Origin of the sequence: Acidovorax sp. YS12 (assembly GCA_021496925.1) — a bacterium.
In the GTDB taxonomy this organism is placed as follows: domain Bacteria; phylum Pseudomonadota; class Gammaproteobacteria; order Burkholderiales; family Burkholderiaceae_C; genus Paenacidovorax.
In genome coordinates, this window is record CP053915.1 from 4,252,528 (window position 1) to 4,278,252 (window position 25,725).

Annotated in this window: 22 protein-coding genes and 1 pseudogene; 8 read left to right on the forward strand and 15 right to left on the reverse strand. The window is 70.6% G+C overall.

Translation table 11 applies throughout. The features are described 5' to 3' along the window. Positions 1 to 57 precede the first annotated feature (57 nt). Positions 58 to 1,269, reverse strand: a complete 1,212-nt coding sequence (locus tag YS110_19060; protein ID UJB66716.1) for an SPOR domain-containing protein — start codon at positions 1,267 to 1,269, stop codon at positions 58 to 60. Between the two features lie 134 nt (positions 1,270 to 1,403). On the opposite strand from YS110_19060, the gene YS110_19065 reads away from it, so the two are divergent. Then, positions 1,404 to 1,811, forward strand: coding sequence for a hypothetical protein (locus YS110_19065; protein UJB66717.1), 408 nt, complete (start codon positions 1,404 to 1,406; stop codon positions 1,809 to 1,811). A 90-nt stretch (positions 1,812 to 1,901) separates the two neighbouring features. After that, positions 1,902 to 4,163 carry a TonB-dependent receptor gene (locus YS110_19070; protein ID UJB66718.1) on the forward strand — a complete coding sequence of 754 codons (2,262 nt, stop codon included), beginning with the start codon at positions 1,902 to 1,904 and terminating at the stop codon, positions 4,161 to 4,163. Positions 4,164 to 4,196: 33 nt separating this feature from the next. On the opposite strand, the gene YS110_19075 is transcribed toward YS110_19070, so the two are convergent. From YS110_19075 to YS110_19085, 3 genes are all read right to left on the reverse strand, one after another. After that, positions 4,197 to 5,075, reverse strand: coding sequence for a class I SAM-dependent methyltransferase (locus tag YS110_19075; protein UJB66719.1), 879 nt, complete (start codon positions 5,073 to 5,075; stop codon positions 4,197 to 4,199). Positions 5,076 to 5,234: 159 nt separating this feature from the next. Further along, positions 5,235 to 6,014 (reverse strand): hydroxypyruvate isomerase, encoded by a 780-nt coding sequence (gene hyi / locus YS110_19080; GenBank protein UJB66720.1) that lies wholly within the window; start codon positions 6,012 to 6,014, stop codon positions 5,235 to 5,237. A 75-nt stretch (positions 6,015 to 6,089) separates the two neighbouring features. Beyond that, positions 6,090 to 7,424 (reverse strand): glycerate kinase, encoded by a 1,335-nt coding sequence (locus YS110_19085; protein ID UJB66721.1) that lies wholly within the window; start codon positions 7,422 to 7,424, stop codon positions 6,090 to 6,092. Positions 7,425 to 7,527: 103 nt separating this feature from the next. Between YS110_19085 and YS110_19090 the strand changes: the two genes are divergently transcribed. The 4 genes from YS110_19090 (at position 7,528) to YS110_19105 (ending at position 12,269) form a co-directional block, all read left to right on the forward strand. Beyond that, entirely contained in the window at positions 7,528 to 8,193 is a 666-nt protein-coding gene (locus tag YS110_19090) for a GntR family transcriptional regulator (protein UJB66722.1), read from the forward strand. 13 nt (positions 8,194 to 8,206) lie between these two features. Continuing rightward, positions 8,207 to 9,178, forward strand: a complete 972-nt coding sequence (gene puuE, locus YS110_19095) for an allantoinase PuuE (protein UJB66723.1) — start codon at positions 8,207 to 8,209, stop codon at positions 9,176 to 9,178. A gap of 65 nt (positions 9,179 to 9,243) precedes the next feature. Next, positions 9,244 to 11,019 (forward strand): 2-oxo-4-hydroxy-4-carboxy-5-ureidoimidazoline decarboxylase, encoded by a 1,776-nt coding sequence (gene uraD, locus YS110_19100; GenBank protein UJB66724.1) that lies wholly within the window; start codon positions 9,244 to 9,246, stop codon positions 11,017 to 11,019. Beyond that, positions 11,016 to 12,269 (forward strand): M20/M25/M40 family metallo-hydrolase, encoded by a 1,254-nt coding sequence (locus tag YS110_19105; GenBank protein UJB66725.1) that lies wholly within the window; start codon positions 11,016 to 11,018, stop codon positions 12,267 to 12,269. Before uraD ends, YS110_19105 begins: the two co-directional genes overlap by 4 nt. Before the next feature lie 61 nt (positions 12,270 to 12,330). On the opposite strand, the gene YS110_19110 is transcribed toward YS110_19105, so the two are convergent. Continuing rightward, positions 12,331 to 13,539, reverse strand: coding sequence for an EAL domain-containing protein (locus tag YS110_19110; GenBank protein UJB66726.1), 1,209 nt, complete (start codon positions 13,537 to 13,539; stop codon positions 12,331 to 12,333). A 208-nt stretch (positions 13,540 to 13,747) separates the two neighbouring features. Beyond that, positions 13,748 to 15,304, reverse strand: a pseudogene (locus tag YS110_19115) (MCP four helix bundle domain-containing protein). A gap of 216 nt (positions 15,305 to 15,520) precedes the next feature. On the opposite strand from YS110_19115, the gene YS110_19120 reads away from it, so the two are divergent. Next, a complete protein-coding gene (locus YS110_19120; GenBank protein ID UJB66727.1) occupies positions 15,521 to 17,008 on the forward strand; it encodes a purine permease in 1,488 nt (495 codons plus the stop codon). 323 nt (positions 17,009 to 17,331) lie between these two features. Here YS110_19120 and YS110_19125 read toward each other — a convergent pair whose 3' ends face one another. The 7 genes from YS110_19125 to YS110_19155 all read right to left on the reverse strand — a co-directional run bounded on the left by YS110_19125 (position 17,332) and on the right by YS110_19155 (position 22,969). Then, on the reverse strand, positions 17,332 to 18,606 hold the full coding sequence (locus tag YS110_19125; GenBank protein ID UJB66728.1) for a type II toxin-antitoxin system HipA family toxin: 1,275 nt from the start codon (positions 18,604 to 18,606) through the stop codon (positions 17,332 to 17,334). An 11-nt stretch (positions 18,607 to 18,617) separates the two neighbouring features. Then, positions 18,618 to 18,950 (reverse strand): helix-turn-helix domain-containing protein, encoded by a 333-nt coding sequence (locus tag YS110_19130; GenBank protein ID UJB66729.1) that lies wholly within the window; start codon positions 18,948 to 18,950, stop codon positions 18,618 to 18,620. Positions 18,951 to 19,223: 273 nt separating this feature from the next. Beyond that, a complete protein-coding gene (locus tag YS110_19135; protein ID UJB66730.1) occupies positions 19,224 to 19,640 on the reverse strand; it encodes a biopolymer transporter ExbD in 417 nt (138 codons plus the stop codon). Next, a complete protein-coding gene (locus tag YS110_19140; protein ID UJB66731.1) occupies positions 19,640 to 20,389 on the reverse strand; it encodes a MotA/TolQ/ExbB proton channel family protein in 750 nt (249 codons plus the stop codon). Before YS110_19140 ends, YS110_19135 begins: the two co-directional genes overlap by 1 nt. Positions 20,390 to 20,391: 2 nt before the next feature. Continuing rightward, positions 20,392 to 21,156 carry a TonB family protein gene (locus YS110_19145; protein UJB66732.1) on the reverse strand — a complete coding sequence of 255 codons (765 nt, stop codon included), beginning with the start codon at positions 21,154 to 21,156 and terminating at the stop codon, positions 20,392 to 20,394. A 12-nt stretch (positions 21,157 to 21,168) separates the two neighbouring features. Next, positions 21,169 to 21,930, reverse strand: a complete 762-nt coding sequence (locus tag YS110_19150; GenBank protein UJB67518.1) for an ABC transporter ATP-binding protein — start codon at positions 21,928 to 21,930, stop codon at positions 21,169 to 21,171. Positions 21,931 to 21,955: 25 nt separating this feature from the next. Then, positions 21,956 to 22,969, reverse strand: coding sequence for an iron ABC transporter permease (locus YS110_19155; protein UJB67519.1), 1,014 nt, complete (start codon positions 22,967 to 22,969; stop codon positions 21,956 to 21,958). Positions 22,970 to 23,129: 160 nt separating this feature from the next. Between YS110_19155 and YS110_19160 the strand changes: the two genes are divergently transcribed. Beyond that, the gene (locus tag YS110_19160; protein UJB66733.1) at positions 23,130 to 23,330 is read left to right on the forward strand and encodes a type II toxin-antitoxin system VapB family antitoxin; all 201 of its coding nucleotides are present in this window, start codon (positions 23,130 to 23,132) and stop codon (positions 23,328 to 23,330) included. A gap of 87 nt (positions 23,331 to 23,417) precedes the next feature. Here the strand turns inward: YS110_19160 and YS110_19165 are convergent, their stop codons facing one another. Then, positions 23,418 to 24,602: an ABC transporter substrate-binding protein gene (locus YS110_19165; protein UJB66734.1), complete on the reverse strand. Its 1,185-nt coding sequence runs from the start codon at positions 24,600 to 24,602 to the stop codon at positions 23,418 to 23,420. Beyond that, positions 24,602 to 25,672, reverse strand: a complete 1,071-nt coding sequence (locus tag YS110_19170; protein UJB66735.1) for an AAA family ATPase — start codon at positions 25,670 to 25,672, stop codon at positions 24,602 to 24,604. Before YS110_19170 ends, YS110_19165 begins: the two co-directional genes overlap by 1 nt. Positions 25,673 to 25,725 lie beyond the last annotated feature (53 nt).

Consider the following 25,725-nt stretch of genomic DNA (forward strand, 5'->3'; position numbering starts at 1 on the left):
GGTTTGGTGGTGCCGCGCTACCTTATCCGGCCTGGCGCCAGCGCTTGTCACGAACTGTCAGCGCTGCTGGAAAACGACCGCTTCCAGCCCCATGGCGCGGATGCGCCGGGCGGCCGCGCGGGCCTCGCTGGCCTTGCGGAAGGGGCCGGCGCGCACGCGCGTGTACTCGCCCTTGTTGGTGCCCACGGTTTGCACCTGGACGGGCAGCTTGGCCTTGCGCAACTGCTTTTCCACCTTGTGAGCGTTGGCGCCGTCGGCAAACACGCCGACGGTGATGTAGTAGCGCTTGGCCTGCAGCGGCGCCGGCTCGGCGTCTTGTGGCGCCTTGGCGGGCGGGCTGCCGGCCTGGGCCGGCTTGCTTTTGGCCTTCCTGGCGCTGGTTTTCGCCTGGGGGGCGGATTCGGCGGCCTTGGCCGGGGCCTTGGCGGCTTGGCGGTGCGTCAGGGGCCCGGCAGCGCGGGGGGCGGCCGCTGCCGCTGGCGGGGGTGCCACCATGGGCGAGGCTGCGGCGGGCGGCTCTGGCGCCGGGGCGGCCTCCACTGGTGGCGGCGGGGGCAGCGTATCCGATGCCGCCACCACGCTGGCCGACGCGGCGGCCAGGGGCTCCGGTGCCGACGCCGGGGCAGAGGCCGGCGTGCGCGGCAGGACGGTGGCCGTGCCCGCATGGGCCACGCTGGTGGTGACTTCGTGCGAGGGGCGCGGCACCCACAGCGCCGCGCCCAGCAAGGCCGCGCCCAGGGCCACGTACAGGCCGGCCAGCGCATAGAGCCGCGGCAGGGTGGGGGCCACCTGCGCCAGCTCGGTGTGCGCCTGGGCCACGTTGGGCGCGCCATCCAGCGCGCGCAGGGTGCGCTTGCGCACGTCGGTGTAGACCAGCGCATCGCCCCACAGGCCCGGCAGCGCGCAGCTCAGCACCAGCAGGGCCAGCCCCAGGCCGGCCTCGATGGGCAGCGGCGGCTGCAGCCAGGGGCGCAGGGCCGCGAACCACAACAGCACCAGGCCTTCCACCGCGCAGGCGTACACCAGGGCGGGCAGCCACAGCCTGCGGTAGAGCAGCCAGCCCAGGGTGCACAGCGCGGCGGCCCAGTTCCAGCCGGTGCGGGTGCGGCCCAGGGTCTCGAAGATCTCGAAGCGGGGAAGGTAGTGCGGCGCCCCGGTGGGGCCGAGGGCGGCCTGGTACAACGTGTCGATCACGTTGGGCGGGGTGTCGTCGGTGCGTTGCGGGGGGGCCATCTCGGCGTCCGCCGCAGAGGCCGGGGTCGCATGCATGGCGCATTGTGGCATGGGGGCATGGCCTGCCCGTGCCGCACGGGCGCGGGCGCCGTTGCGTTGCGGCAACCCAGGGGCGTTTTATTGACACGCGACAAGGCGCCAGGCGGCCACAGGCGGCAGCATGGCCGTCCGTGACTGCTCCCCCTCCTTTCTCTCGCCACCGCCGCTGGGGCCTGGGCATGGCCCTGGCCGCCCTGGCGCTGCTGGGGCAGCTGTGGATGGGCCAGGTCAGCACCGCGCATCTGGCGCGGTGGCTGTCGGCGCAGTACCTGCATGGCGATGTCTGCTCCGTGCTGGTGGCCGATGCGTCGGGCGCCGCCAGCGTGCCCGTGCAGGACTCGGATCCCATGGGCCACCATGGCCAGGGGTGCCCCGTCTGCAGCGTGGCCGGCACCGGCCTGGCGCCGGCCAGCACCGCCCCCGCGGTGCGGGGCCTGGCGCTGCAGGCATCGCGCCATGCTGTGCCGGGGCCGGAGGCCCCACGCGCGCTGCCGCGCGGCTATGCGCGCCCGCCCGCGCAGGCGCCGCCTGCGGCCTGAATCTTCCTCTGCCTGGCTTCCGCTGACCGTGCCGGCGCGCTGTGCGCCGCCGCGCGGGCGCGGCCCGTCCCTTTTCGTTTTTGATTCGCCATGAACCGTGAAAACCGTTGGCATGCCCGTGCGGCATGCCCGCGCAGCCTTGCGCTGCGCCCTCTTTGCGCCTTTCTTGCCGCCCTGCCGCTGCTGGCAGCCGCCCAGGAGGGGGCGCTGGACGCCGTCGAGGTGACCGCCCCCCGTTCCGCCGCCCAGCCGCTGGGCGCCAGTGCCGCCGACGGCGCCAGCCTGCAGGCCGGCCGCGCCTGGGGCAGCGACACGGCCCAGCTGCTGCGCAACCTGCCCGGCGTGAGCCTGATGGGGGCCGGCGGCGTGTCCAGCCTGCCCAGCGTGCAGGGCCTGTCGGACGACCGGCTGCGCATCCAGGTCGATGGCATGGACCTGATCTCCTCGTGCGCCAACCACATGAACCCGCCGCTGTCGTACATCGACCCGGCGCGCGTGGGCAGCGTGCGCCTGTTCGCCGGCATCACGCCGGTGAGCGTCGGCGGCGACAGCATCGGCGCCACGATCCAGGTGGAGTCGGCGCCGCCGGAGTTCGCCGAGCCCGGGCAGGCGCGCCTGCTCAAGGGCGAGCTGGGCGGCTACTACCGCAGCAACGGCAACGCCAGCGGCGCCCGTGCCTCGGCCACCTATGCCACCGAGCAGATGAGCCTGCGCTACGACGGCGCGGCCGCGCAGTCGGACAACTACAAGGCCGCCGGCGCGTTCAAGGCCGCCGGGCCCGCCGCCGGCAACAAGCCCGCCCAGTGGCTGGGGGGCGACGAGGTTGGCTCCAGCAGCTACAAGACGCGCAACCATGCGCTGGCCTATGCCGTGCGCGGTGCGTCGCACCTGGTGGAACTGCGCCTGGGTGTGCAGGACATCCCCTACCAGAACTACCCGAACCAGCGCATGGACATGACGCGCAACGACAGCCAGCAGCTCAACCTGCGCTACCAGGGCCAGTTCGGCTGGGGGCAGCTGCAGGCCCGCGCGTACCATGAGCGCACCCGCCACGGCATGAATTTCGGGCCGGACAAGCAGTTCTGGTACGGCGGCGCCAACGACGTGCCCGGCATGCCCATGGACACCGAGGGCCGGACGACCGGCGTGCAGGTGCGCGGCGACATTGCGCTGTCGCCGCGCGACACCCTGCGCGTGGGCGCCGAGGCCCAGCGCTACCGCCTCGACGATTGGTGGCTGCCCTCGGGCGGCGGCATGGCGCCCGATACCTTCTGGAACATCCGGGATGGCCGCCGTGACCGGCTCGACCTGTACGGCGAGTGGGAGGCCCGCTGGAGCCCGCAGTGGCTGACGCAGCTCGGCCTGCGCGCCAGCCGCGTGCGCACCGGCAGCGGGCCGGTGCAGGGCTACAACGGCAGCGGCTACGGCATGGAGGCGCAGGCCTTCAACGCGCGCGACCGCCAGCGCAGCGACACCAACGCCGACTTCACCGCCCTGGCGCGCTACACCGCCAGCGCCGAGGCCAGCTACGAGTTCGGCTTCGCGCACAAGTCGCGCGCGCCCAACCTGTACGAGCGCTACGCATGGTCCACCGGCGGGATGGCCATGCGCATGGTCAACATGGCGGGCGACGGCAATGGCTACGTGGGCAACCCCGACCTGAAGCCCGAGGTGGCCAACACGCTCAGCGCCACCGCCGACTGGCACGACGCCAGCGGCGAGCGCTGGGGCGTCAAGCTCACGCCCTACCTCAGCTACGTGGACAACTACATCGACGCCGAACGCTGTAGCGGCGCGGGCGCCATGTCGGCCTGCACGGCGGCCAACCGCACGGCGACGCAGGGCTTCGTCTACCTGCGCTTCGCCAACCAGGACGCGCGGCTGCACGGCTTCGACCTGTCGGGCTTCGCCGACCTGGGGCAAGCCGGCGGCGCGGGGCGCTGGCAGCTGGGCGGCGCGGTGAGCTATGTGCAGGGCAAGAACCGCAGCACCGGCGACGGCCTGTACAACACCATGCCGCTGAATGCGCGCCTGGCGCTCACGCAGCGCCAGGGCGGCTTCACGGCGTCGGCCGAGTGGCTGCTGGTGGCGGCCAAGACCCGCACTTCCCAGGTGCGCAACGAAGTCGGCACCCCCGGCTACGGCCTGCTCAACCTTCGCGCCAGCTACGCCTGGCAGCAGGTGCGCCTGGACGTGGGCGTGGACAACCTGCTCGACCGCATGTACTACCACCCGCAGGGCGGCGCCTACCTGGGGCAGGGCATGACCATGGCCGGAACCGCCGTGCCCTGGGGCGTGTCGGTGCCGGGCATGGGCCGATCGCTCAGCGTGGGCCTGACCGTGAAGTTCTGACCCTGCCGCCGGGCGGCGCCTGCGCCGCCCGGGCTATTCCACCCCGAGTTCGGCCAGGCCGTACAGCGGTGCGCTGAACCAGGGGCGCCACAGGGCCTCCATGGCCAGACCCGCCCAGCCGTAGCACTCGGCCACGCTGTGCGTCTGCAGCAGTTGCAGGCGGGGGTGGCAGTCGGTCAGCTCGCGCACGTGCCGGATGCCCCAGTGGAACTGCGCGCCCGTGCGGCCCACGCTGGCGTGCAGGCCGGCCTGGCCCACGGCGCACTGGGCCAGGGTGTCGATGAACAGCCGCGAGCCCGCCGGGGCGTGCGTGGCGAATTCGCGCAGCACCTGGCGCACCTGCGCGGGCTGCAGGTACATCAGCACGCCCTCGCACAGCATGAACAGGGGCTGCCCCAGCGCGCGCCGGGGCAGGTGCAGCGCCTGCCACCACTGGGGGTTGCGCAGGTCGAGCATGGCGTGGCGCAGCCGGGGGGACGTGGGCGGCGCCAGCGCGCGGCGCAGCGCCATGACCTCGGGCAGGTCGGCGTCGAGCCAGGTGTTGCGGCCCTGGTCGAGCCACTGGAAGTAGTGCGACAGGCCGCAGCCCAGGTTCACCCCCCAGGCCAGCGGGTGGCGCGCGAAAAAGTCTTCGCCCGCCGCGCGCAGGCGCCGCGTGCGCCACAGGATGTTCAGTACCGTGGGGCGGTCGGCCAGATAGCTGCCCACGTCGGCGTCGAGCACCGCCAGCTGGCGCTGGGCCTCGGCATCGTGGCAGGCCAGGTGGGGAAAGAGGGCGTCGCCCTTGGCACGCGCGGCCAGCGGGATCAGCAGCGTGCTGGGCACGGCGTGCAGCGGCTCGGTGGAGGGCGCGGCCGCAGGCGCGGGCGGCCGCGCGGGAGGCGGGGGGTGGAAAGACTGCCCGTGTTGCATGGAAGAACCCTCGGCGCCAGCGACGGTGGCGATCGCCCCAATCTACGGTGCGTGCCGGGGCGGGGCAATCGGTGGTGGCCGATACATTGTGCTGCATCAAGATGGTGCGTTGCAACAAAAGGTACTCCGCCCGGCCGTGCCGCAGGGCCGTTCCCGGCTTCAGGCGCAGAGCGCCGTGCGCCAGCCCAGTCCGGCCTCGGTGGCGGCGGCGGGACGGTACTCCGCGCCGACCCAGCCCTGGTAGCCGATGCGCTCCAGGTGCTGGAACAGGAAGCGGTAGTTGATCTCCCCGGTGCCGGGCTCGTGGCGCCCCGGGTTGTCGGCGATCTGGATGTGGGCGATGCGCGCCAGGTGCCGCTCCAGCGTCGCGGCCAGCTCGCCCTCGGTGCGCTGGGCGTGGTACACGTCGTATTGCACGAAGGCATTCGGGGCGCCCACTTCGTCGAGCACGGACAGCGCCTGCGCCGTGCGCTGCAGGTAGAAGCCCGGCATGTCGTACCGGTTGATGGGCTCCACCAGCAGGCGCAGTCCGGCCTGGTGCAAGGCGGCCGCGGCAAAGCGCAGGTTCTCGACCAGGGTGTGGCGCAGCAGCGCGTCGTCGGCGCCGGCGGGGGCCTTGCCCGCCAGGCAGTTGAGCTGGGGCACGCCCAAGGCGGTGGCGTAGGCCACGCCCTGCGCCACGCCGGCGCGGAATTCGGCCACGCGCGCGGGGTCGCAGGCGATGCCGCGCTCGCCGCCGTCCCAGTCGCCGGCGGGCAGGTTGTGCAGCACGGCCTTCAGCCCCGTGGCGTCCAGCCGGGCCTTGATCTCCTGCGGGCTGTGGGCGTACGGGAACATGAACTCCACCGCCTCGAAGCCGGCCTGCGCGGCGCGCGCGAAGCGGTCGAGGAAGGGCACTTCAGTGAAAAGCATGCTGAGGTTGGCTGAGAAGCGGGGCATGGGCAGGTCTCCAGATGGGAAGCGGGGATTTTCAGTGTTTTTGGCCTCCAGCGCTTATCCAGTAAGCGCTGCAAGCTACAGAATCAGGAGCGCGCGGAAGTCGTTCACGTTGGTATGCGTCGGCCCGGTGACGAACAGGTCGCCCAGCGGCCCGAAGTAGCCGCAGGCGTCGTTGCGGTCCAGGTGCGTGCCCAGGCGCAGGCCCAGGGCCTGGGCGCGCGCCAGGGTGTCGGGTGCCACGTGGGCGCCGGCGTTGTCCTCCACGCCGTCGATGCCGTCGGTGTCGGCCGCCAGCGCCCACACGCCTGGCGCGCCCTGCAGCGCCTGCGCCAGCCCCAGGCAGAACTCGCCCGCGCGGCCGCCGCGCCCCCTGGGCGTGCCCGGCGGCTGGGGGCGCAGGGTGACGGTGGTTTCCCCGCCCGAGAGCAGCACGCAGGGCCGCGCGAAAGGCTGGCCGTGCCGCGCCACGGCGCGCGCCAGGGCCGCGTGCACCTTGCCCACCTCGCGCGATTCGCCCTCGATGTCGTCCGACAGCACGTGCGCCGCCAGGCCCGCGGTGCGCGCCGCCGCGGCCGCCGCCTGCAGCGATTGCTGGGGCGTGGCGACCAGGTGCACCGCGTGGCCGTGGAAGGCCGGGTCGCCCGGCTTGGGCGTTTCGCAGGCGCCGGCCTGCAGCGCGGCCCGCACGGGCGCGGGCACGCCGATGCCGTAACGCGCCAGGATGGCGAGCGCGTCGGCGCAGGTGCTGGCGTCGGGCACGGTGGGGCCGCTGGCGATGACCGAGGGGTCGTCGCCCGGCACGTCGCTGATGCACAGCGTGACCACGCGCGCCGGCGCGCAGGCGGCGGCCAGGCGCCCGCCCTTGATGCGCGAGAGGTGCTTGCGCACGCAGTTCATCTCGCCGATGGCGGCGCCGCTGTCCAGCAGGGCCTGGTTGATGCGCTGCTTGTCGGCCAGCGCCAGGCCCTCGCCGGGCAGCGTGAGCAGCGCCGAGCCGCCGCCGGAGACCAGGCACAGCACCAGGTCGGTGCTGCGCAGGCCCCGGGCCAGCGCCAGCATGCGCCCGGCGGCGGCCAGGCCGGCGGCATCGGGCACGGGGTGGGCGGCCTCCGCCACCTCGATGCGCTGCGCCAGCCCGGCGGGGCGCGGCGGCGTGTGGCCGTAGCGCGTGACCACCAGGCCGGACAGGGGCGCGTCAGCGGGCCACAGCGCCTCCAGCGTCTGGGCCATGGCGCCGGCGGCCTTGCCCGCGCCCAGCACCAGCGTGCGCCCGCCCGGGCCCGGCGGGGGCGGCAGGAAGGCGGCCAGGGTGTGCCGCGGCAGCGCCTGGCGCACGGCCACGCCGTAGAGGTGTTCGAGGAAGGCGCGCGGCGCGCGCACCGGGTCGGGGGTGGAGGGGGCGGCGGTCACGGCATGTCCTTCGGTGGTTTGCGCCACGGTATCAGGGGAAGTGCCTAGGCGTCGGTCTACCAAAAGTGTATACACATTATGTCGCCACCGCTATCATGCGGCCATGGAAACGTCTACCACCAGTTTCATCGTCGAGAGCCTGACCCGCGCCATCGTCGAGCACCGGCTGCGCCCCGGCACCAAGCTGGCCGAGCAGAAGCTGGCCGACCACTTCGGCGTGTCGCGCACGCTGGTGCGCCAGGCGCTGTTCCAGCTGTCGCAGAACCGCCTGATCCGCCTGGAGCCCGCGCGCGGCGCCTTCGTGGCCGCGCCCTCGGTGGAGGAGGCCAGGCAGGTGTTCGCCGTGCGCCGCATGCTGGAGACGGAGATGACGCGCGCCTTCGTGCGCGAGGTCACGCCCGCCAAGGTGCGCGCCCTGCGCGAGCACGTGGCGCGCGAGAAGGCCGCCGTGGCGCAGGACGACGTGCCCGGCCGCACCGAGCTGCTGGGCGACTTCCACGTCTGCATGGCCGAGCTGATGGGCAACCAGGTGCTGGCGCAACTGCTGGGCGAGCTGATCTCGCGCTGCGCGCTCATCACCCTGATGTACCAGAGCGCCAGCGCCGCCGAGCATTCGCACGAGGAGCATGGCGAGATCGTCAAGGCGCTGGCCGCGCGCGACGAGGCGCTGGCCGTGCGGCTGATGCAGGAGCACCTGCAGAACGTCGAGGCCAGCCTGACCTTCGAGCGCGAGCAGCCCGTCAACGAACTTTCCATGGCCCTTTCCTGAGGCACCTGCGCACATGAACTCCCCTGCCGTTTACGACGCCACCGCCGCCTACCCGCGCGACCTGATCGGCCATGGCCGCACGCCTCCGCACGCCCGCTGGCCCGGTGGCGCGCGCGTGGCGGTGCAGTTCGTGCTGAACTACGAGGAGGGCGGCGAGAACTGCGTGCTGCACGGCGACCCCGCCAGCGAGCAGTTCCTGTCCGAGATGTTCAACCCGGCGGCTTACCCCGAGCGCCACATGAGCATGGAGGGCATCTACGAATACGGCGCGCGCGTCGGCGTGTGGCGCATCCTGCGCGAATTCGAGAGGCGCGGCCTGCCGCTCACGGTGTTCGGCGTGGCCACGGCGCTGCAGCGCCACCGCGAGGTGGCGCAGGCCTTCGCCGAGCTGGGGCACGAGGTGGCCTGCCACGGCCTGAAGTGGATCCACTACCAGGGCGTGCCCGAGGCCGTGGAGCGCGCCCACATGGCGCAGTGCATGGAAATCTTCGACGCGCTCTACGGCCGGGGCGGCGACCACGGCCTGGGCTGGTACACCGGGCGCGACAGCCCCCACACCCACCGCCTGGTGGCCGACGACGGCCGCTTTGCCTACGACAGCGACTACTACGGCGACGACCTGCCGTTCTGGATGAAGGTGGCCAGGAGCGACGGCAGCGCGCACCACCAGCTCATCGTGCCCTACACGCTGGACGTGAACGACATGCGCTTCGCGCTGCCCCAGGGCTACTCGCACGCCGACCCGTTCTTCCAGTACATGAAGGACACATTCGACACGCTCTACGCCGAGGGCGACCCGGCCGGCGGCGATGCGCCCAGGATGATGAGCATCGGCATGCACTGCCGCCTGCTGGGGCGGCCCGGGCGCATCACGGCGCTGCAGCGCTTCCTGGACCACGTCCAGGCGCACGACAAGGTGTGGGTCTGCCGCCGCATCGACATCGCGCGCCACTGGGCGCAGCGTTACCCGGCGCCCCATTCTTGACACCAAAAGTGCCTCCAGCCCTTGCTGGACAAGCGCCAGCAGCTCATTTTTCGAGAGTGAACGCCATGCCCATCACCCTGCAGGAACTCAACGCCGCCACGCCCGAGGCGGCGGCGCAGATGCTCGACGGACTGTACGAACACACGCCGTGGATCGCCGCGCAGGCACTTCAGGCGCGGCCGTTCGCATCGCTGGCGGCACTCAAGCACGCCATGGTGCGCGTGCTGGCCCAGGCGCCGCGCGCGGCCCAGGTGGCGCTGGTGCGCGCCCACCCCGAGCTGGCGGGCAAGGCCATGGTGGCGCAAACGCTCACCGCCGAATCGACGAACGAGCAGAGCAAGGCCGGGCTCACGCAGTGCACGCCCGAGGAGTTCGCGCGCATCCAGCAGCTCAACGCCGACTACAACGCGCGCTTCGGCTTCCCGTTCATCCTGGCGGTGCGCGGGCCGCGCGGCACGGGGCTGGCGAAGCAGGAGATCATCGACACCTTCGCGCGCCGCCTGGAGAACCCGGCCGACTTCGAACTGGCCGAGGCGCTGCGCAACATCCACCGCATCGCCGAGATCCGCCTGAACGACAAGTTCGGCGTGGTGCCCCAGCTCGGCAACGACGTGTGGGACTGGCAGGAAAAGCTGGCCCAGCACAGTGACCCGGGCTACGCCGAGAAAGGCCAGCTCACCGTCACCTACCTCACCGACGCGCACCGCGCCTGCGCCCAGCGCATCAGCCACTGGATGCGCGATTGCGGCTTCGACGAGGTCGAGATCGACGCCGTGGGCAACGTGGTCGGGCGCTACCACCCGGCCGTGGCGGGTGGAAAGTACCTGCTGACCGGCAGTCACTACGACACCGTGCGCAACGGCGGCAAGTACGACGGGCGCCTGGGCATCTTCGTGCCCATGGCCAGCGTGCGCGAACTGCACCGCGCCGGCCGCCGCCTGCCCTGTGGCGTGGAGGTGGTGGCGTTCGCCGAGGAGGAGGGCCAGCGCTACAAGGCCACCTTCCTGGGCTCGGGCGCGCTCGTCGGCGGCTTCCAGCAGGAATGGCTGGCGCAGCAGGACGCCGACGGCATCACACTGCGCGAAGCCATGCAGCACGCCGGGCTGTGCATCGACGACATCCCCAGGCTGCGCCGCGACACCACGCGCTACCTGGGCTTCGTCGAGGTGCACATCGAGCAGGGGCCGGTGCTCAATGAGCTGGACCTGCCGCTGGGCATCGTCACTTCCATCAACGGCAGCGCGCGCTACGTGTGCGAGATGGTGGGCATGGCCAGCCACGCCGGCACCACGCCCATGGACCGGCGCCGCGACGCCGCCACCGGCGTGGCCGAGCTGGCGCTGTACCTGGAAAAGCGCGCGGCCAGGGACGGCGACAGCGTGGCCACCATGGGCCAGCTGCAGGTGCCGTCGGGCTCGGTCAACGTGGTGCCGGGGCGCTGCCAGTTCTCGCTCGACCTGCGCGCGCCCACCGACGCGCAGCGCGACGCCCTCATCGCCGACGTGCTGGCCGAGCTGGCCGCCATCGCCGCGCGCCGCGGGCTGCGCTACACGGCCGAGCTGTCGATGCAGGCCTCGGCCGCGCCCAGCAGCGCGCCGTGGCAGCAGCGCTGGGAGCGCGCCGTGCAGTCCCTGGGCGTGCCGCTGCACCACATGCCCAGCGGCGCCGGCCACGACGCCATGAAGCTGCACGAGGTCATGCCCCAGGCCATGCTGTTCGTGCGCGGCCTGAACGGCGGCATCAGCCACAACCCGCTCGAAAGCACCACCAGCGACGACATGCAGCTGGCCGTCGATGCCTTTACCCACGTCCTGAACCAGATCGCCACGGAAACCCGATGAATACCTACGAACAACTCGACGCCTGGATCGACCAGCACTTCGACGAGCAGGTGCGCTTCCTGCAGGAACTGGTGCGCGTGCCCACCGACACCCCGCCGGGCAACAACGCGCCGCATGCCGAGCGCACGGCCGCGCTGGTCAGCGCCTTTGGCTTTGCGGCCGAAAAGCACCCCGTGCCCGAGGCCGAGGTGCGCGCCTATGGCATGGAGTCCATCACCAACCTGATCGTGCGCCGCCCTTATGGCGACGGCGGCAAAACCATTGCGCTGAATGCCCACGGCGACGTGGTGCCCCCGGGCGAGGGCTGGACGCACGACCCCTACGGCGCCGAGATCGCGGCGGGCAAGATGTACGGCCGCGCCACGGCGGTGAGCAAGAGCGACTTCTCCACCTTCACCTTCGCCGTGCGCGCGCTCGAAGCCGTGGCCAGGCCCGCGCAGGGCGCGGTGGAGCTGCACTTCACCTACGACGAGGAGTTCGGCGGCGAGCTGGGCCCCGGCTGGCTGCTGGCCCAGGGCCTGACCCAGCCCGACCTGATGGTGGCCGCCGGCTTCAGCTACGAGGTGGTGACGGCGCACAACGGCTGCCTGCAGATGGAAGTGGCCGTGCACGGCAAGATGGCCCACGCCGCCGTGCCGCACACCGGGGTGGACGCGCTGCAGGGCGCCGTGGCCGTCATGAACGCGCTGTACGCCGAGAACGCGAAGTACCAGCAGGTCACGTCCAGGGTGCCGGGCATCAAGCACCCGTACCTGAACATCGGCCGCATCGAGGGCGGCACCAACACCAACGTGATTCCGGGCAAGGTGGTGCTCAAGCTCGACCGCCGCATGATCCCCGAGGAGAACCCGGCCGAGGTGGAGGCCAGCATCCGCGCCGTGATCGCCCAGGCCGTGGACGCCTTCAACACCCAGCGCGGCTACGCCGGCGATGACGCGGTGCGCGTGGACATCAAGCGCCTGCTGCTGGCCCACGCCATGACGCCGCTGGCCGGCAATGCGCCGCTGGTCCAGGCCATCCAGAAGCACGGCGAGGCCGTGTTCGGCGCCAGGCCCCCGGCCGTGGGCACGCCGCTGTACACCGACGTGCGCCTGTATGTGGAGCGCGGCATTCCCGGCGTGATCTACGGCGCAGGCCCGCGCACGGTGCTGGAGTCGCATGCCAAGCGCGCGGACGAACGCATCGACCTGGAAGACCTGCGCCGCGCCACCAAGGTGGTGGCACGCACGCTGCACGACCTGCTGGACTGACGCCTTTTGCTCCTGAAAGAAGAGCTGCCAGCGCTTGCTGCATAAGGCCTGGAGGCATTTTTCATGCGGATTCTGGCAGCGCGGCATCCACGGTCTCGGGGCGGCCATACAGCCAGCCCTGCGCCAGCTCGATGCCGCAGGCGCGCAGCGCATCGTGCTGCGCCTGCGTCTCCACGCCCTCGGCCAGCACGCGGCAGCCGAGCTGGTGCAGCTGCGCGACGGAGCCAGCGATGTCCGCGTCGAGCAGGCCCCCCTGGCCCGCGTGGCGCACCACGGTGATGCACAGCTTGGCGATGTCGGGCCGCAGCACGCGCGCCGTATCCAGGTCGGCAAAGCCGCAGCCCGTGTCGTCCAGGGCCAGGCCGATGCCCTGCGCGCGCAGGCCCGACACCGCCGCCGACAGCTCCAGGGCGCCGTCCAGCGGCAGGTGCTCGGTCAGTTCCAGCAGCACGTCCTGGCGCCCTTGCAGCGGCAGCCGTTGCAGGGCGCAGGCCAGGGCCTGCGGGCCCAGGTTGACGGTCAGGAAGCGGCCCGGCGGCAGGCGCCCCCGGGTGCGCTGCAGCGCCAGCGCGGCGCAGTGCAGCTCCATGTCCAACGTGCGGCCGCAGGCGCTGGCGGCGGCGAAGAGCCGGTCCGGCGGCTCCAGCGCGCTGCCTTGCGGGCCCCGGGACAGCGCTTCGTAGCCGACGACGGCGCGGTCGCGCATGCGCACGATGGGCTGCAGCAGCGTGCGCACGCCCTGCGGCCCGGCCAGGAGGGCCGCCACGGCCGTGGCGGTGCCGTGCTCCAGGGCGCCGCCGGGCGGGGCGAGCAGCTCCGCTTGCAGCCAGCCGGGCGGGCACTGCCCGCCGTGCGCGGCCCAGGCGTCGGCGGCCAGCGGGCGCGCCAGCAAGCCCAGCGGCATGCGCATGCCCGTGCCCGCGCCCAGCACCTGGGCCGGCAGCGGCCGCGCCAGGCCGCGGCCCGCGGCCTCGATGGCGCCGCAGGTCTCCTCCAGGTCGCGCGCCAGCGCGCTGCGGCGCAGGCGGAACAGCACCGACCAGCGCCCGGCCGCGTCCTGCCGGTGCTGCGCCACGATCTCGTGCTGGGCCAGCAGGCGGCGGATCAGCGCGTCGGCGGCGTCGCCCAGCTCCCGCAGCGCCAGCTGCGCCGCCTGCGCGCCGAAGATGGCTTCCAGGCGCGCCGCGCCGGGCATGGCGATGGCCAGCACCCCGGTGGCCGGGATGGCCGGCGGCGGCGGGCCGTCAGAAGGATTCCCATTCGGCATCATGGCGCTCCTGCTTGCCGCGGCCCGCTTCGGGCAGCTTGGCCGGTGCGGCGCGCAGCGCCGGGGGGCGGGGCTGTGCCTTGCCGGCGGCGGGCAAGGGCTTGGCGGCTGCAGGCAGCGGCCGGGCCGTGGCAACCCGGGGCTGCGGCTGCGCGGTGGGCCGCGCCCGCGCCTGCATCCGCGCCGGTGTGGGGGCCTGCGCGTCGCCGCCGAGCTTGAAGACGCTCACGGCCGTGGCCAGTTGCGCGGCCTGCTGCTGCAGGGCTTCGGCCGCCGCGGCGCTTTGCTCGACCAGGGCCGCGTTCTGCTGCGTGGCGCGGTCCAGCTGGGTGACGACGCCGCCCACCTGCGCGATGCCCTCGGTCTGCTCGGCCGTGGCGGTGCTGATCTGCGCGATCAGCCCGGCCACGCGCTGTGCCTGGGCCACGATGTCGGTCATGGTGGCGCCGGCATCGCCCACCAGGCGCGAGCCTTCCTCGACCTTGGCGACGCTGTTGTCGATCAGCGCCTTGATTTCGCGCGCCGCGGCGGCGGAGCGCTGCGCCAGCGAACGCACCTCGCCCGCCACCACGGCGAAGCCCCGGCCCTGTTCGCCGGCGCGTGCCGCTTCCACGGCGGCGTTGAGCGCCAGGATGTTGGTCTGGAACGCGATGCCGTCGATCACGCCGATGATGTCGCCGATCCTGCGCGAGCTGGCGGTGATCTCGTGCATCGTGCTCACCACCTCGCCGACCACGGCGCCGCCCTTGTGCGCGGTCTCGCTGGCGGAGGCAGCCAGCTGCGTGGCCTGGCGCGCCGAGTCGGCGTTGTTCCTGACCGAGGCGGTCATCTGCTCCATCGAGGATGTCGCCTGCTGCAGGCTGGCGGCCTGCTCCTCGGTGCGCTGCAGCAGCCCGGCGTTGCCGCCGGCGATTTCCTGCGAGCCCGTGGTCACGGCGTTGGACGCCTGGCGTACCTGGCCGACCACCGCGGCCAGGCTGGCCTGCATGGCGCCCAGCGAGGCCAGCACGCTGCCCGGGCGCGCCTGCGCGGCACCGGCCACCGGGCCCAGGTCGCCCTGCGCCACGTGGCGCGCCACCTCGGCGAGCGCGCGCGGCTCGGCGCCGAGCTGGCGCAGGATGCTGCGCGCCACGATCCAGGCCACCGCGCCGCTGAGCAGCAGCGCCAGCACCAGCGCCGCGAGCATGACGGCCAGGAAGCCGCCCGCCTGCTCCAGCGCGGTGCGGTTCTCGGCCTGGATGCGGGCTTCCTCGAAGTCGATGAGCCGGTTGATCGCCGCGAGCCACTGCACGTACTGGGGCTTGGCCTGCTGCCACAGCGTCTCGCGCGCGGCGGCATCGCCTGCCTCGGCCTGGGCGACGATGGCCTGGGTGGTGGCGACGGCCTGGGCCTCGATGTCGCGGATGCCGGCGTACAGCCGCGCCAGCTCGGGCCCGGCGCCCGGCCGCGCAATGAGCTTTTCCAGCGGGCCGGCGGATTCGGCGTAGAAGGCCGCCAGGGCGGCGATGGTGGCGATCTCCTTCTGCCGCTCGGCGGGCGTGCTGCCGAGCACCACGTCGCGCACGGCGATCGAGCGGTCATGCGCCGAGCCGCGGAAGTTGATGGCGTAGCGCTGCACCTGCACGTGTTCTTCGCTGTTGGCGCGCAGCGCGCTGTTGATGCGCTCGACCTTGGCCATGGCGATGCCGGTAACGGCGACCAGCAGTGCCAGGATCAAGCCAAACCCGGCATACAGGCGCGCGGCGACGGTCATTTGGGAAAACGGCATGGGGAACCCACCCTTTGTTAGCAATTGTGTAATGAATTATATGAATACATACGTTTTGGATGAAAGGTAATTTCTATCGCCGTGCAAGCCATCGGCCGCGCGTGTCCGTGGCAACCACGGGTTCACCCGGATGGTGAGTGCCTGGTTTGTTTGTATACACTTTTTGTATGGATTGCGGCGTGCCGGCCGCGCGGAAAACTGACCCGAGGAAGACCCATGCCCACGAACGTCCACCCTGTCGATGAACGCCTGCCCATGGGGCGGCTGACGGCCCTGGGCCTGCAGCATGTGCTCGTGATGTACGCGGGCGCCGTGGCCGTGCCGCTCATCGTCGGCCGGGCGCTCAACCTTACGCCGGACCAGGTGGCCAAGCTCATCTCCGCCGACCTGTTCTGCTGCGGCCTGGTCACGCTGATCCAGGCCCTGGGCGCCACGCAATGGTTCGGCATCAAGCTGCCGGTGATGATGGGCGTGACCTTCGCCGCCGTGGCGCCCATGGTGTCCATGGCGCAGAGCAACGGCGGGCAGGTGGGGGCCGGGCTGATCTTCGGCGCCGTCATCGGGTCGGGGGTGATCTCGATCCTCATCGCCCCGGCGGTGAGCCGCATGCTGCGCTTCTTCCCGCCGGTGGTGACCGGCACCATCATCGCGGTGATCGGCATCAGCCTGATGCGCGTGGGCATCAACTGGATCTTCGGCAACCCGGTGGGCCCGACGGCGCCCAACGTGGTCAACCCCGAGCACCTGAAGTGGCTGGCCGAGGCGCAGGCCATGGCGGGCGCCCCGGGCTCCTCGCTGCCGCCCCTGCCCAAGGGCCTGGCCATCATGCCCACGGTGCCGAACCCCCGCTATGCCGACCTCACGGGCATGGGCATCTCGGCGCTGGTGCTGCTGTCCATCCTGCTGATCGCCAAGTTCGCCAAGGGCTTCGTGGCCAATATCTCGGTGCTGCTGGGCATCGTCATCGGCGCTGTGGTGGCCACGCTGATGGGGCTGATGACCTTTGAGAAGGTGGCCAAGGCCGAATGGTTCGACCTGGTGCTGCCGCTGGAGATCGCCATGCCGATCTTCGACCCCATCCTGATCCTGACCATGACGCTGGTGATGGTCGTGGTGATGATCGAGTCCACCGGCATGTTCCTGGCGCTGGGCGAGATGACCGAGCGCAAGATCAGCCAGGACGACCTGACGCGCGGGCTGCGCACCGACGGCCTGGGCACGCTCATCGGCGGCCTGTTCAACACCTTCCCGTACACCAGCTTCTCGCAGAACGTGGGGCTGGTGGCGGTCACCGGCGTCAAGAGCCGCTTCGTCTGCGTGGCCGGCGGCGTGATCCTGATCGTGCTCGGCGTGCTGCCCAAGATGGCCGCGCTGGTGGAGTCGCTGCCCACGGTGGTGCTGGGCGGCGCGGGGCTGGTGATGTTCGGCATGGTGGCCGCCACCGGCATCCGCATCCTGGGCGGCGTGGACTTCAAGACCAACCGCTCCAACGCCATGATCGTGGCCGTGTCCATCGGCATCGGCATGGTGCCGCTGGTGGCGCCGAACTTCCGCCAGTGGATGCCGCATTCCATCCATCCGCTGATCGAATCGGGCATCCTGCTGTCGTCGCTCACGGCCGTGCTGCTGAACCTGTTCTTCAACGGCGCCAGCGGCGATGCGGCCGACGCCGTGGAGGCCGCGCGCCAGGCGGAGGCGCACTAGGGTTGCCGTGGGGCCCCAGCAGCCAATGCACACCCAATGTGAATAAAAATGGTCGCCAGGGCTTTACTGGCAAGCGCCAGCAGCTATCGAATCAGGAGCTTGCGCCTGATCTTTGGCGGCTGAAACCGCTCCTGCGACGGTATTGGTATCAGTTTTCCATGGCGCTGCGCGCCACCCGCAGCCCATGAAACCGGCGCGGCCCATGCGCGGGCAGCCGCGCAAGGGCCGCCCCGCCGCGCTGGCTGCGTCCCCCTGCCCGCATGGCGCAGCCATGCGAGAGCGGGGGGAAGGCGCGAAGCGCCTCAGGGGGGTGTTGTTTCATCTCAGGCAGGCTCGATGGGCTCGGTGCGGTAGAAGCAGCCCGGCAGGATGGCCTGCTCCAGCATCTCAATGGAGCGCGCGTCCACGTGGCACCTGGCAAAGAACTCGCGCCAGCCGTTGACGACACCGAGCATGCGCTCGACGAGTGCCTGGGCCTCGCTGGCGGACAGCCCGAAGGCTCCACAGTCCGACAACAGGTTGTAGAGGCTGGCCACGCGGCCAAATCGTCCGGCTTCCAGCGCCAGATCACGGCGCTCCTGCGACACCAGCGGAGCCGGCACGATGTCGTAGGCCGGTGAGAGCCGCCAGCCGGCCGGGGTGCGCAGCAATGCATGGTTGCGCGGGTGATCGTCGTTGTTGGTGACCATCGCGTTGAATACCATGCGCATGAACAGCTCGCGCCGGTCTTCATCGGGCTTGACCGACCATCGGCGCAGCTCGTCGGCCAGCAGGCGGTAAGACCACCGCTCGCGGCCGCTGTAGCCGTCTTCGGCATCCAGGACCGTGAGACCGGAGACCAGGCCGTGCCGCGCGTAGGTCTGGGCGTCCGGGTTCCACGCGCGGTCGAAGCGCAGCAACATCAGGGCCTCGGCTTTGCCGATGGGCTCCAGGCGCGTGCCGCATACGTGCAGTCCCGCCGCGCGGGCGAGTTCGAGGGTGGCGAACTCGATACGCTGCATGTTGTGCCGGTCCCGCTTCTCGGGCAGCTTGGCCAGGTAGATGCGGTGCTGGTCTTCCACCGTGACCTTCGGCCGCGCACCGCCCATGCTGGTGCCGGGCTCCAGGCTTTCCAGCACCTCGTGGGGCAGTTTTCCGGTCTCCTCCAACTGTTCGGCCGCTTCGGCGAGTGCTTGCAGTTGGTGTGTGCGGTTGAATGGCCGCGCTGGCCCCGGTGGCGTAACGGAAAGACCAAAGCGCAGGTTGCCCGCGCCATCGTCGGGACCGTTGAGGAGGTATTCCATCTCGGCGATGTCGGCCTCGGGGCGCGCCAGGCGGGCCTGGATGACGCGACGACCCCAGGCATCGGGGCTGGCGTCCCGCACGGCGCCCGGAATGCCTTTGAGCTTCGTGAAGTGCTGAGGCTTCGCCGACAGAGGCAGACGGTAGGGGTCCAGGGCCATGACGTTCGGCCGTTCAAGGTAGCGCTTGCCGTAGGTGAAGGTGCCTTGGAACGCACCGGCGCCGACCTCCCGAACCTTCAGGGAGGCGCACGGTACCCACTCGAAGGTGCCGGGCAACTCGACGTAGACGTAGCAGGATTTTTCTTCGGCAGCCATGGAGGTTCCCGTCAGAAGTCGTTGCTGGGCGCAGGCGCACGCATGCGCTGCGGCCGCCGGGCTGCTTCAAGAATCTTCCCGTGTTCATCGCCGTCGGGGTCGGCAACCGCCCGAACCGTGTCCAACAAGCCGAGTTTCCACAGCACTGCCAGCAGGGAGCCGACCGCGACACCAGGCTCACCGTTCTCTATGCGGTACAGCGTGCGCCGGCCGATGCCGCAGGCTTGGGCCAGCTCGTCCATGTTCAACTGCCGGCGCAGCCGGGCGGTTCGGATGCCCTCGCCCAGTCGCTCGACGGATTTCAGAACTTCCAGGGGAAGCACTTGGGTAACTTTTTGAGCCATATTTGACCCGTTAAATGATATAACGGGCCAAATAATGCCATATTCGCATCACGCCAGGCAGGCGCTAACAGCTATCGAATCCTGCGACGGTATTGGTATTAGTTTTCCATGGCGCTGCGCGCCACCCGCAGCCCATGAAACCGGCGCGGCCCATGCGCGGGCCACCGCGCAAGGGCCGCCCCGCCGCGCTGGTGGCGTCCCCCTGCCCGCATGGCGCAGCCATGCGAGAGCGGGGGGAAGGCGCGAAGCGCCTCAGGGGGGTGTTGTTTCATCTCAGGGCGACTTCTCCGGCACGCTCACGAAGCCGATCTTGCCCAGGCCGGCCCGGGCCGACAGGGCCATGACCTTGGCGAGGGTTTCGTAGGGGGTCTGTGCATCGGCCTGCAGATGGATTTCCGGCTGCGGCACATGGCTTGCCGCTTCCTGCATGCGTTGCGGCAGCGCCTCTGTGGTGGTTGCCTCGCCGTTCCAGTAGAGGCGGCCATCGGCCTTGATGCCGAGCTGGATGGTCTGCGGCCGCAGATCGGCCGGTGCGCTGCTGGCTTGGGGCAATTCAATCTTCACCGCATGCGTCAGCAGGGGCGCGGCCACGATGAAGACGATCAGCAATACCAGCATCACGTCGATCAACGGAATCATGTTGATCTCGGAAAGCGGTTGCTGGCCGTTTGGAGCCGGGTGGAACGCCATCACGCCCTCCCGCCCTGGTGCGCCGGCATGGCAGCGAAGCCTTCCGTGGCGGCGGGTGTTTCCATCCGGCCCAGGGCCAGCAACCCGAAGACGCGGTGGGCATAGCTCTCCAGTTCGCCACTCCATTGCCGGTTGATGCGCCCGAAGGCGTTGTAGGCCAGCACGGCGGGAATGGCCACGGCCAGGCCGCAGGCCGTCATGATCAGCGCCTCGCCGACCGGCCCGGCAACGCGGTCAAGGCTCGCCTGCCCCGAGAGGCCGATGCTGAGCAGGGCATGGTAGATGCCCCACACGGTGCCGAAGAGGCCGACGAAGGGCGCCGTCGAACCGACCGACGCGAGGGTGGACAAGCCTTGCTCGCGCTGCCGGTTTTCCTCGGCAATGGCCATGTGCAGGGCCGCGCCGATGAAATCGTCCGGCACCGTCATGTCGAAGCCGCGCGGCTCCTCCTGGCGTTTCAACTGGCGGCACGCCGCCATCGCCTTCTCCAGCACCCGTCCATAGGGCTCCCGGGCCGGCGCCTGGCACACCAGTCCTTGCGCCTCGCGAAAGGTCGAAAGGCCGCAGGACGAGGCCAGGAAGCGATCGCTGGCCGCCTTCAGACGCAGTTGCTGCCAGGACTTCAACAGGATCAGGTACCAGCTAGCAACCGACATCAGCACCAGCGCACCCAGCACCAGGATGCCGACGGTATCGGTCTGCGCCAGGAAATGATGGATGCCGAACGGCACAGGGAGGGTTTCGGACATATTCAACTCCGCAAGGAAAAACGAATGGGAACCAGAACCCAGCCGGCGGTATCCGTGCCGCCCTGCCGGGCCGGGATGAAGCGCCAGAGCCAGACAGCTTCGCTGGCCGCCTGGTCGAGGCGCTCGAAGCCGCTGCTCTGGTGCAGCTGGATGGCGTCGGGGCGGCCTTCGGCGGTAACGTGCACGCGCAGCGTGACCCGCCCCTGCTCATGCCGCATGCGCGAAATGGGCGGGTACTCGGGTGCCGGGTTGGAGAGATAGTCGGCATCGAAACTCGGCGCCGAGGGCGACGGCACCGCGCCGGCCTGGGCCATGGCATCGGCCGCGGGCCCCTTGGGCAGGCTGGCTGGCGCTTCCGGCTTGGCCGGCCTGTCATCCGGGGCGGGCGGCGCCACCGGGCCATGCGCCAGCGGGTCCGGCGTCCTGGCGGCCACGGCCAGCACCGGTTCCGGCCTGGGACGCACCGCTGGCGCAGGCTTGGGTTTCATTGGCAAGGGCTTGGGCTCCACCGAGGGCCGCGGGTCGGCCGGCGGCTGGGTATGCGCGGCATCGACCCAATGGACCCGCAGCACGCCGACCGGCTCGTTCCCGCCCTTGTCGAAGGCACCAAAGTATTGCCCCGCCAGCAGGGCCAGCGCGTGCGCCGACAGCACGGCGGCCACCAGGCCGCAGTGCCATGCGAGCGAGACCTTGCCGGCATCGCCGCCGCACGGGGGCGGCGCCGGGTTCCGGGGGCCGGGTATCAGGGGCGGGTGGGCAGGGCGCATGGCGTTGGTCCGCTACCTTGCCACCGGAAGCCGGCGCAAACCGCCATGCACCGGCACCAGCGAGGCCAGCGCCTTTCCCTCGTGCTCGAAGGCCACCTGGCGCAGCGGCACGCCGTACAGCTGCAGCAGATGGGCCTCGGTCAGCACCTCGTCCACCGGCCCGCAGGCGTAGTCGCTCTGGCCGAACATCAGCAGGGCGCCGTCCGCCACGGCATGGGCGTGGTGCGGGTGGTGGGTCGTGAACAGCACCGTCAGCCCCTCATCGCGCAGCCTGGCGATCCATTCCAGCACGATGCCCTGGTTCTTCAGGTCGAGCGCCGAGGTCGGTTCGTCGAGCACCAGAATATCGGCCCCGCTCGCCAGGGCACGGGCGAACACGACCAACTGCCGCTGCCCGCCGGACAACTCATCGAAACTGCGCCCGGCCAAGCCGGCCAGCCCCAGGCGTTCCAGCGCATCGAGCGCCGCGATCTCATCGAGCTTCGAGGGCAGCGAAAAAAGCCCGATCTGCCGCGCCCGGCCCATGAGCACCATGTCCAGCACGCGAAACGGAAAGCTCACCTGGAACAACTGCGGCACGAAAGCCAACTGGCCCTGTACCCGTACTTCCCCGCGCACCGGCCGCAAGGCGCCGAGCAGCAGCTTGAGCAAGGTCGTCTTGCCCCGGCCGTTGGGGCCGAGGATGGCGAACACGCTGCCGCGCGCCACACGGGCCGAGTAGCCTTGCAGCACGGCGGGCATGCGCGGCCCGTAGGCGAAATCGACCGCCGCCATTGCGACGGCGGGCTCCAGCGGTATTTCACTCACGATTCCACCCTTTCCCCTGCATCTTCCAGAACAGGAAGGCGAACACCGGCGTGCCGACCAGCGACGTGAGCAGCCCGATGGGAATCTCCTGTGCCGTGGCGCTGCGCGCGATGTCGTCCATGGCCAGCAGGTAGATGCCACCGAGCAGCGCCGACGCCGGGAGCAGCCGCGAATGCTCCGGCCCGGCCAGCATGCGCGCGATGTGCGGGACGATCAGCCCCACCCAGCCGACACCGCCCGACACGGCCACCTGCGCCGCCACCAGCAGCGCAACCAGCGCGACAACGCCCCAGCGCAGCGCCTCGACATTGACGCCCAGGGCCTGCGCATCCGCCTCGCCCAGCGACAGCAGATTGATGCGCCAGCGCAGCATCAGCAGCAAGCTGCCGGCGAACAAGGTGACGCCTGCGACGATGGCCACTTTTTCATAAGTCATTCCGACGAAGCTGCCGAGCAGCCAGTAGATGATCGACGGCAGCCGGGTTTGCGGATCGGCCACATACTGCGCCATGCCGGTCAGCGCCCCGAAGAAGCCGCCGACGATCACCCCCGCCAGGATCAGCGCCAGCATGCTGCTCTTGCCGGCCAGCCTGGACAGCCCGAAGGCGACGAGCAGCGCCCCCATGCCGAAGCCGAAGGCCAGGCCGACCATGCCCCACATGGGCCACGAAAGCATGATCGCCAGCACCCCGCCGAACGAGGCCCCGGCCGACACCCCGACCACCTCCGGCCCGACCAGCGGATTGCGGAACACGCCCTGCATCGCCGCACCGGCCATCGCCAGCCCCATGCCGCACAGCGTCACGCCGAGGATGCGCGGCATGCGCACGATCTCCACCACCACCCAGGCCTTGTCGGTGTAGGGGCGGGATTCGTTCAATCCCGTGGTCAGCACGATCGAGACGATGTCGCGTAGCGGCACCGGATAGCGGCCCAGCGTGAGCGAGAAAAGCATCAGCGCCAGCAGCGCGACGAAGAACAGCAGAATCAACAAGTCGGCGCGCATCGGCGGCGAACGGCGGTGCGCGGCGGGGCTACCGGTATCTGCCAGCGCATCGGCGGTGAATGTCGGGTTGGATGAGTTCATGGGCAATGGCGCCGGATGACCGGGCACGCATCAATAAAGAGTATGTAGACTGGATCGGTTTTGATGAAAGAAGGCCGCCATGCGAACCACGCTGACCATCGACGACGCCCTGTACGAGCGCGCGCTGGAACTGGCCGACCCCGCCATGGACAAGGCCGATCTGCTGCGCGAGGCCGTCAAAACCTTCATCCGCGTGCAATCGGCCAAGCGCCTGGCCGCCCTGGGCGGCAGCCAGCCGGACATCCAGGACATTCCCCGCCGCAGCGGCGAACCCGCGTAATGAGTGAGGTGCTCGTCGATACTTCGGTGCGGCCTACGACCCCGCCCGGCATTGACCCACGCCGCCGTATGCCTGGTTTCCGTGGCATCAGTACGCCAAGGCCGTGCCACGGTCTTCCCCTTTCGTTTCGCTCGTCTGGATTGGCGCGCCGTCCAGCAGGCGCTCGAAACCGGCAGCGCCCGCGTTGTCGCGCGGGTGCAGCATGGTGTCGAAGTCGTGTGTGGTGAAGGCGTGGCCGTAGACCTCGCGGTAGGCGTCGGTGATCTCCCCGCGCAGCGAAGTTCTCCATCGCCCTCCGGGGTGCAGCAGCCGTGCCATCCACGACACCAGCAGCGGGGCTTCGACGGGCCCGGCCATCCGCGAGGCGCCCGTCGGCATACGGTACACACGCCGCTGCTGTACTGCATCCAGCGCACGCAGCGCAGGGTTTTCGTACAAGGTCTGCGGTGCCAATGAATGGTAGGGTGAAGAAAGAAGCAGGATGGCCTGGGGATCGAGCCGGTACAGTTCCTCGACGTTGGCCGCACCATTGAACGGGCGGGCCTGCTCTACGGCGTTGCGTGCACCTGCGGTGCGCAGCAGTGCGTCCAGCGATGCCTGCCGCCCGCTCACCACGTACAACTGTTCGCTGCTGACGATCACCACATCCACTGGCTTCGTCCCCGGTGGCACGCCCGCGCCCACACGCGCGATGGCGTGGCGGTAGCGCGTCAGCAGCGCCTCGGCGCGGCCGGGTTTGCCGGTCATCGCGCCGATCAGGCGAAACAGCGAGGCCCGGTCGGGCTCGTCGCGGTCATCCAGTTCGATGACGGCCGGGTAGCCTGTCGTTTCCAGCAGGCTGCCGAACCATTCGCCGGTAATCACCGCGTCGGGCTCCTCGATCAGCACCTGCTCGATGCTGAGCATGTTCGTCTCCGCGCGGATGATCAGCGGCGTGCGCCGCGCGAAGCCCGGGAACAGGCGGGTGAGCAGCTCGTTGCGCGCTTCGCGCCAGAGGTAGGGGTAGAGCGTGGCGACGTGCGCGTCGGTCTCGTCCACCGTCATGTAGTGCCAGACCATGGGCTGGTCGAACATCACGCGCCGCGCCGGAACGTCCAGCCGCACGCGGCGCTGCCGCAAGTCCTCGACCACGGTGCCGGGGGACGGCGCCGCCACGCGGGCGTGCGGCGGCCGCGCGGCAATCACAAGCACCGCAGCACTCAGCACCGCCATGGCCGCAACGGCCATCCAGTTCAGCTGCTGCAGCGGTGCCGCCACGCCTGGCCGGGCCATCAGGCCAGCATGGAGTAGAGCTGCGCCAGCGTGGTGGGCGCATGCGCATGGGCGTTGGAGCCATGCTCGCGCAGCCAGCGGTTGGCCTTGTCCGGCGAGAGCGCGCCGAATTCCATCTCGCTCAGGCAGCGGCCGGGGCGGATCACGGCCGGGTGCATGGCCCGCAGCGGCTCGTTGGTCGTGATCAGGATCATCACCTTGAGCCCTTGGCCCAGCAGGCCGTCGGTCATGTTCAGCAGCCGCGACAGGCCCTGGCCCGTGGTGACGCGCGCTTCCGTCGTCATCAGCTCGCCGGCATCCTCCAGGATGATCAGCTTGCTGCGCTGGCGGGCCTCGCGCGCCGTGCGCCCGCCGTTGAAATTGGCCACGTCGAAGATGTAGGTCGGCGAACCGCCGACGAAGCGCTCGGGGTCGGTCATGAAGGCCGCGTCGCACCACGGCTGCCACTCGCGCAGCAGCGCCCGCAGCGCGTGCGTCTTGCCGGTGCCGGGCGCGCCGTGCCAGAGGATCATGCGTTCCTTCGGGCAGTCGCGCAGCGCCAGCAGCCGCTCCATGCCCTCGGTCACCTCGGCGGCGTAGTTGCCGCTGAGGTCGGCCCAGCGGGGCGTGTCGAGCTTGCGCATCATCGCCTTGGGGTATTTGTCCGGGTCCAGCGCCCAGAAGGTGATGGGGACGACGGCATCGTCCTTGTCGTCGCCCACCTGGCGGGCGATGGCCGCGCAGGTTTCATGCACGGCCGCGTAATCCTTGCCGGCGGTGAGGATCTCGGCCCAGCCGTCGAGCACCTCGACCAGCGTGATCAGGTCCTTGCCGTGGCGCAGCAGCCAGGACTTCCTCTGGCCGTCGAAGCTCTCGCTGGCCTCCAGCCGCGACTTGAAGCCGCCCAGCATGTCCAGCGACCAGCCCTTGATGGAGATCTTCTCGCGCGCGATGTGGTGCAGCAGCTTGCCGTGGATCTCGCGGAAGTAGAACGCCACCGGCGTGTCGTGCAGCCACGGCAGGTTGCGGATATAGACGCCTGCACCGGCGAGTTCGCTGTTTGTGGGCGTGTCTTGCAAGGGGAAAGTCATGGCAGTTCCTTGGGGTTGAAGTGAAATGAAAACAGGGGCGCTGGCGACGCGGC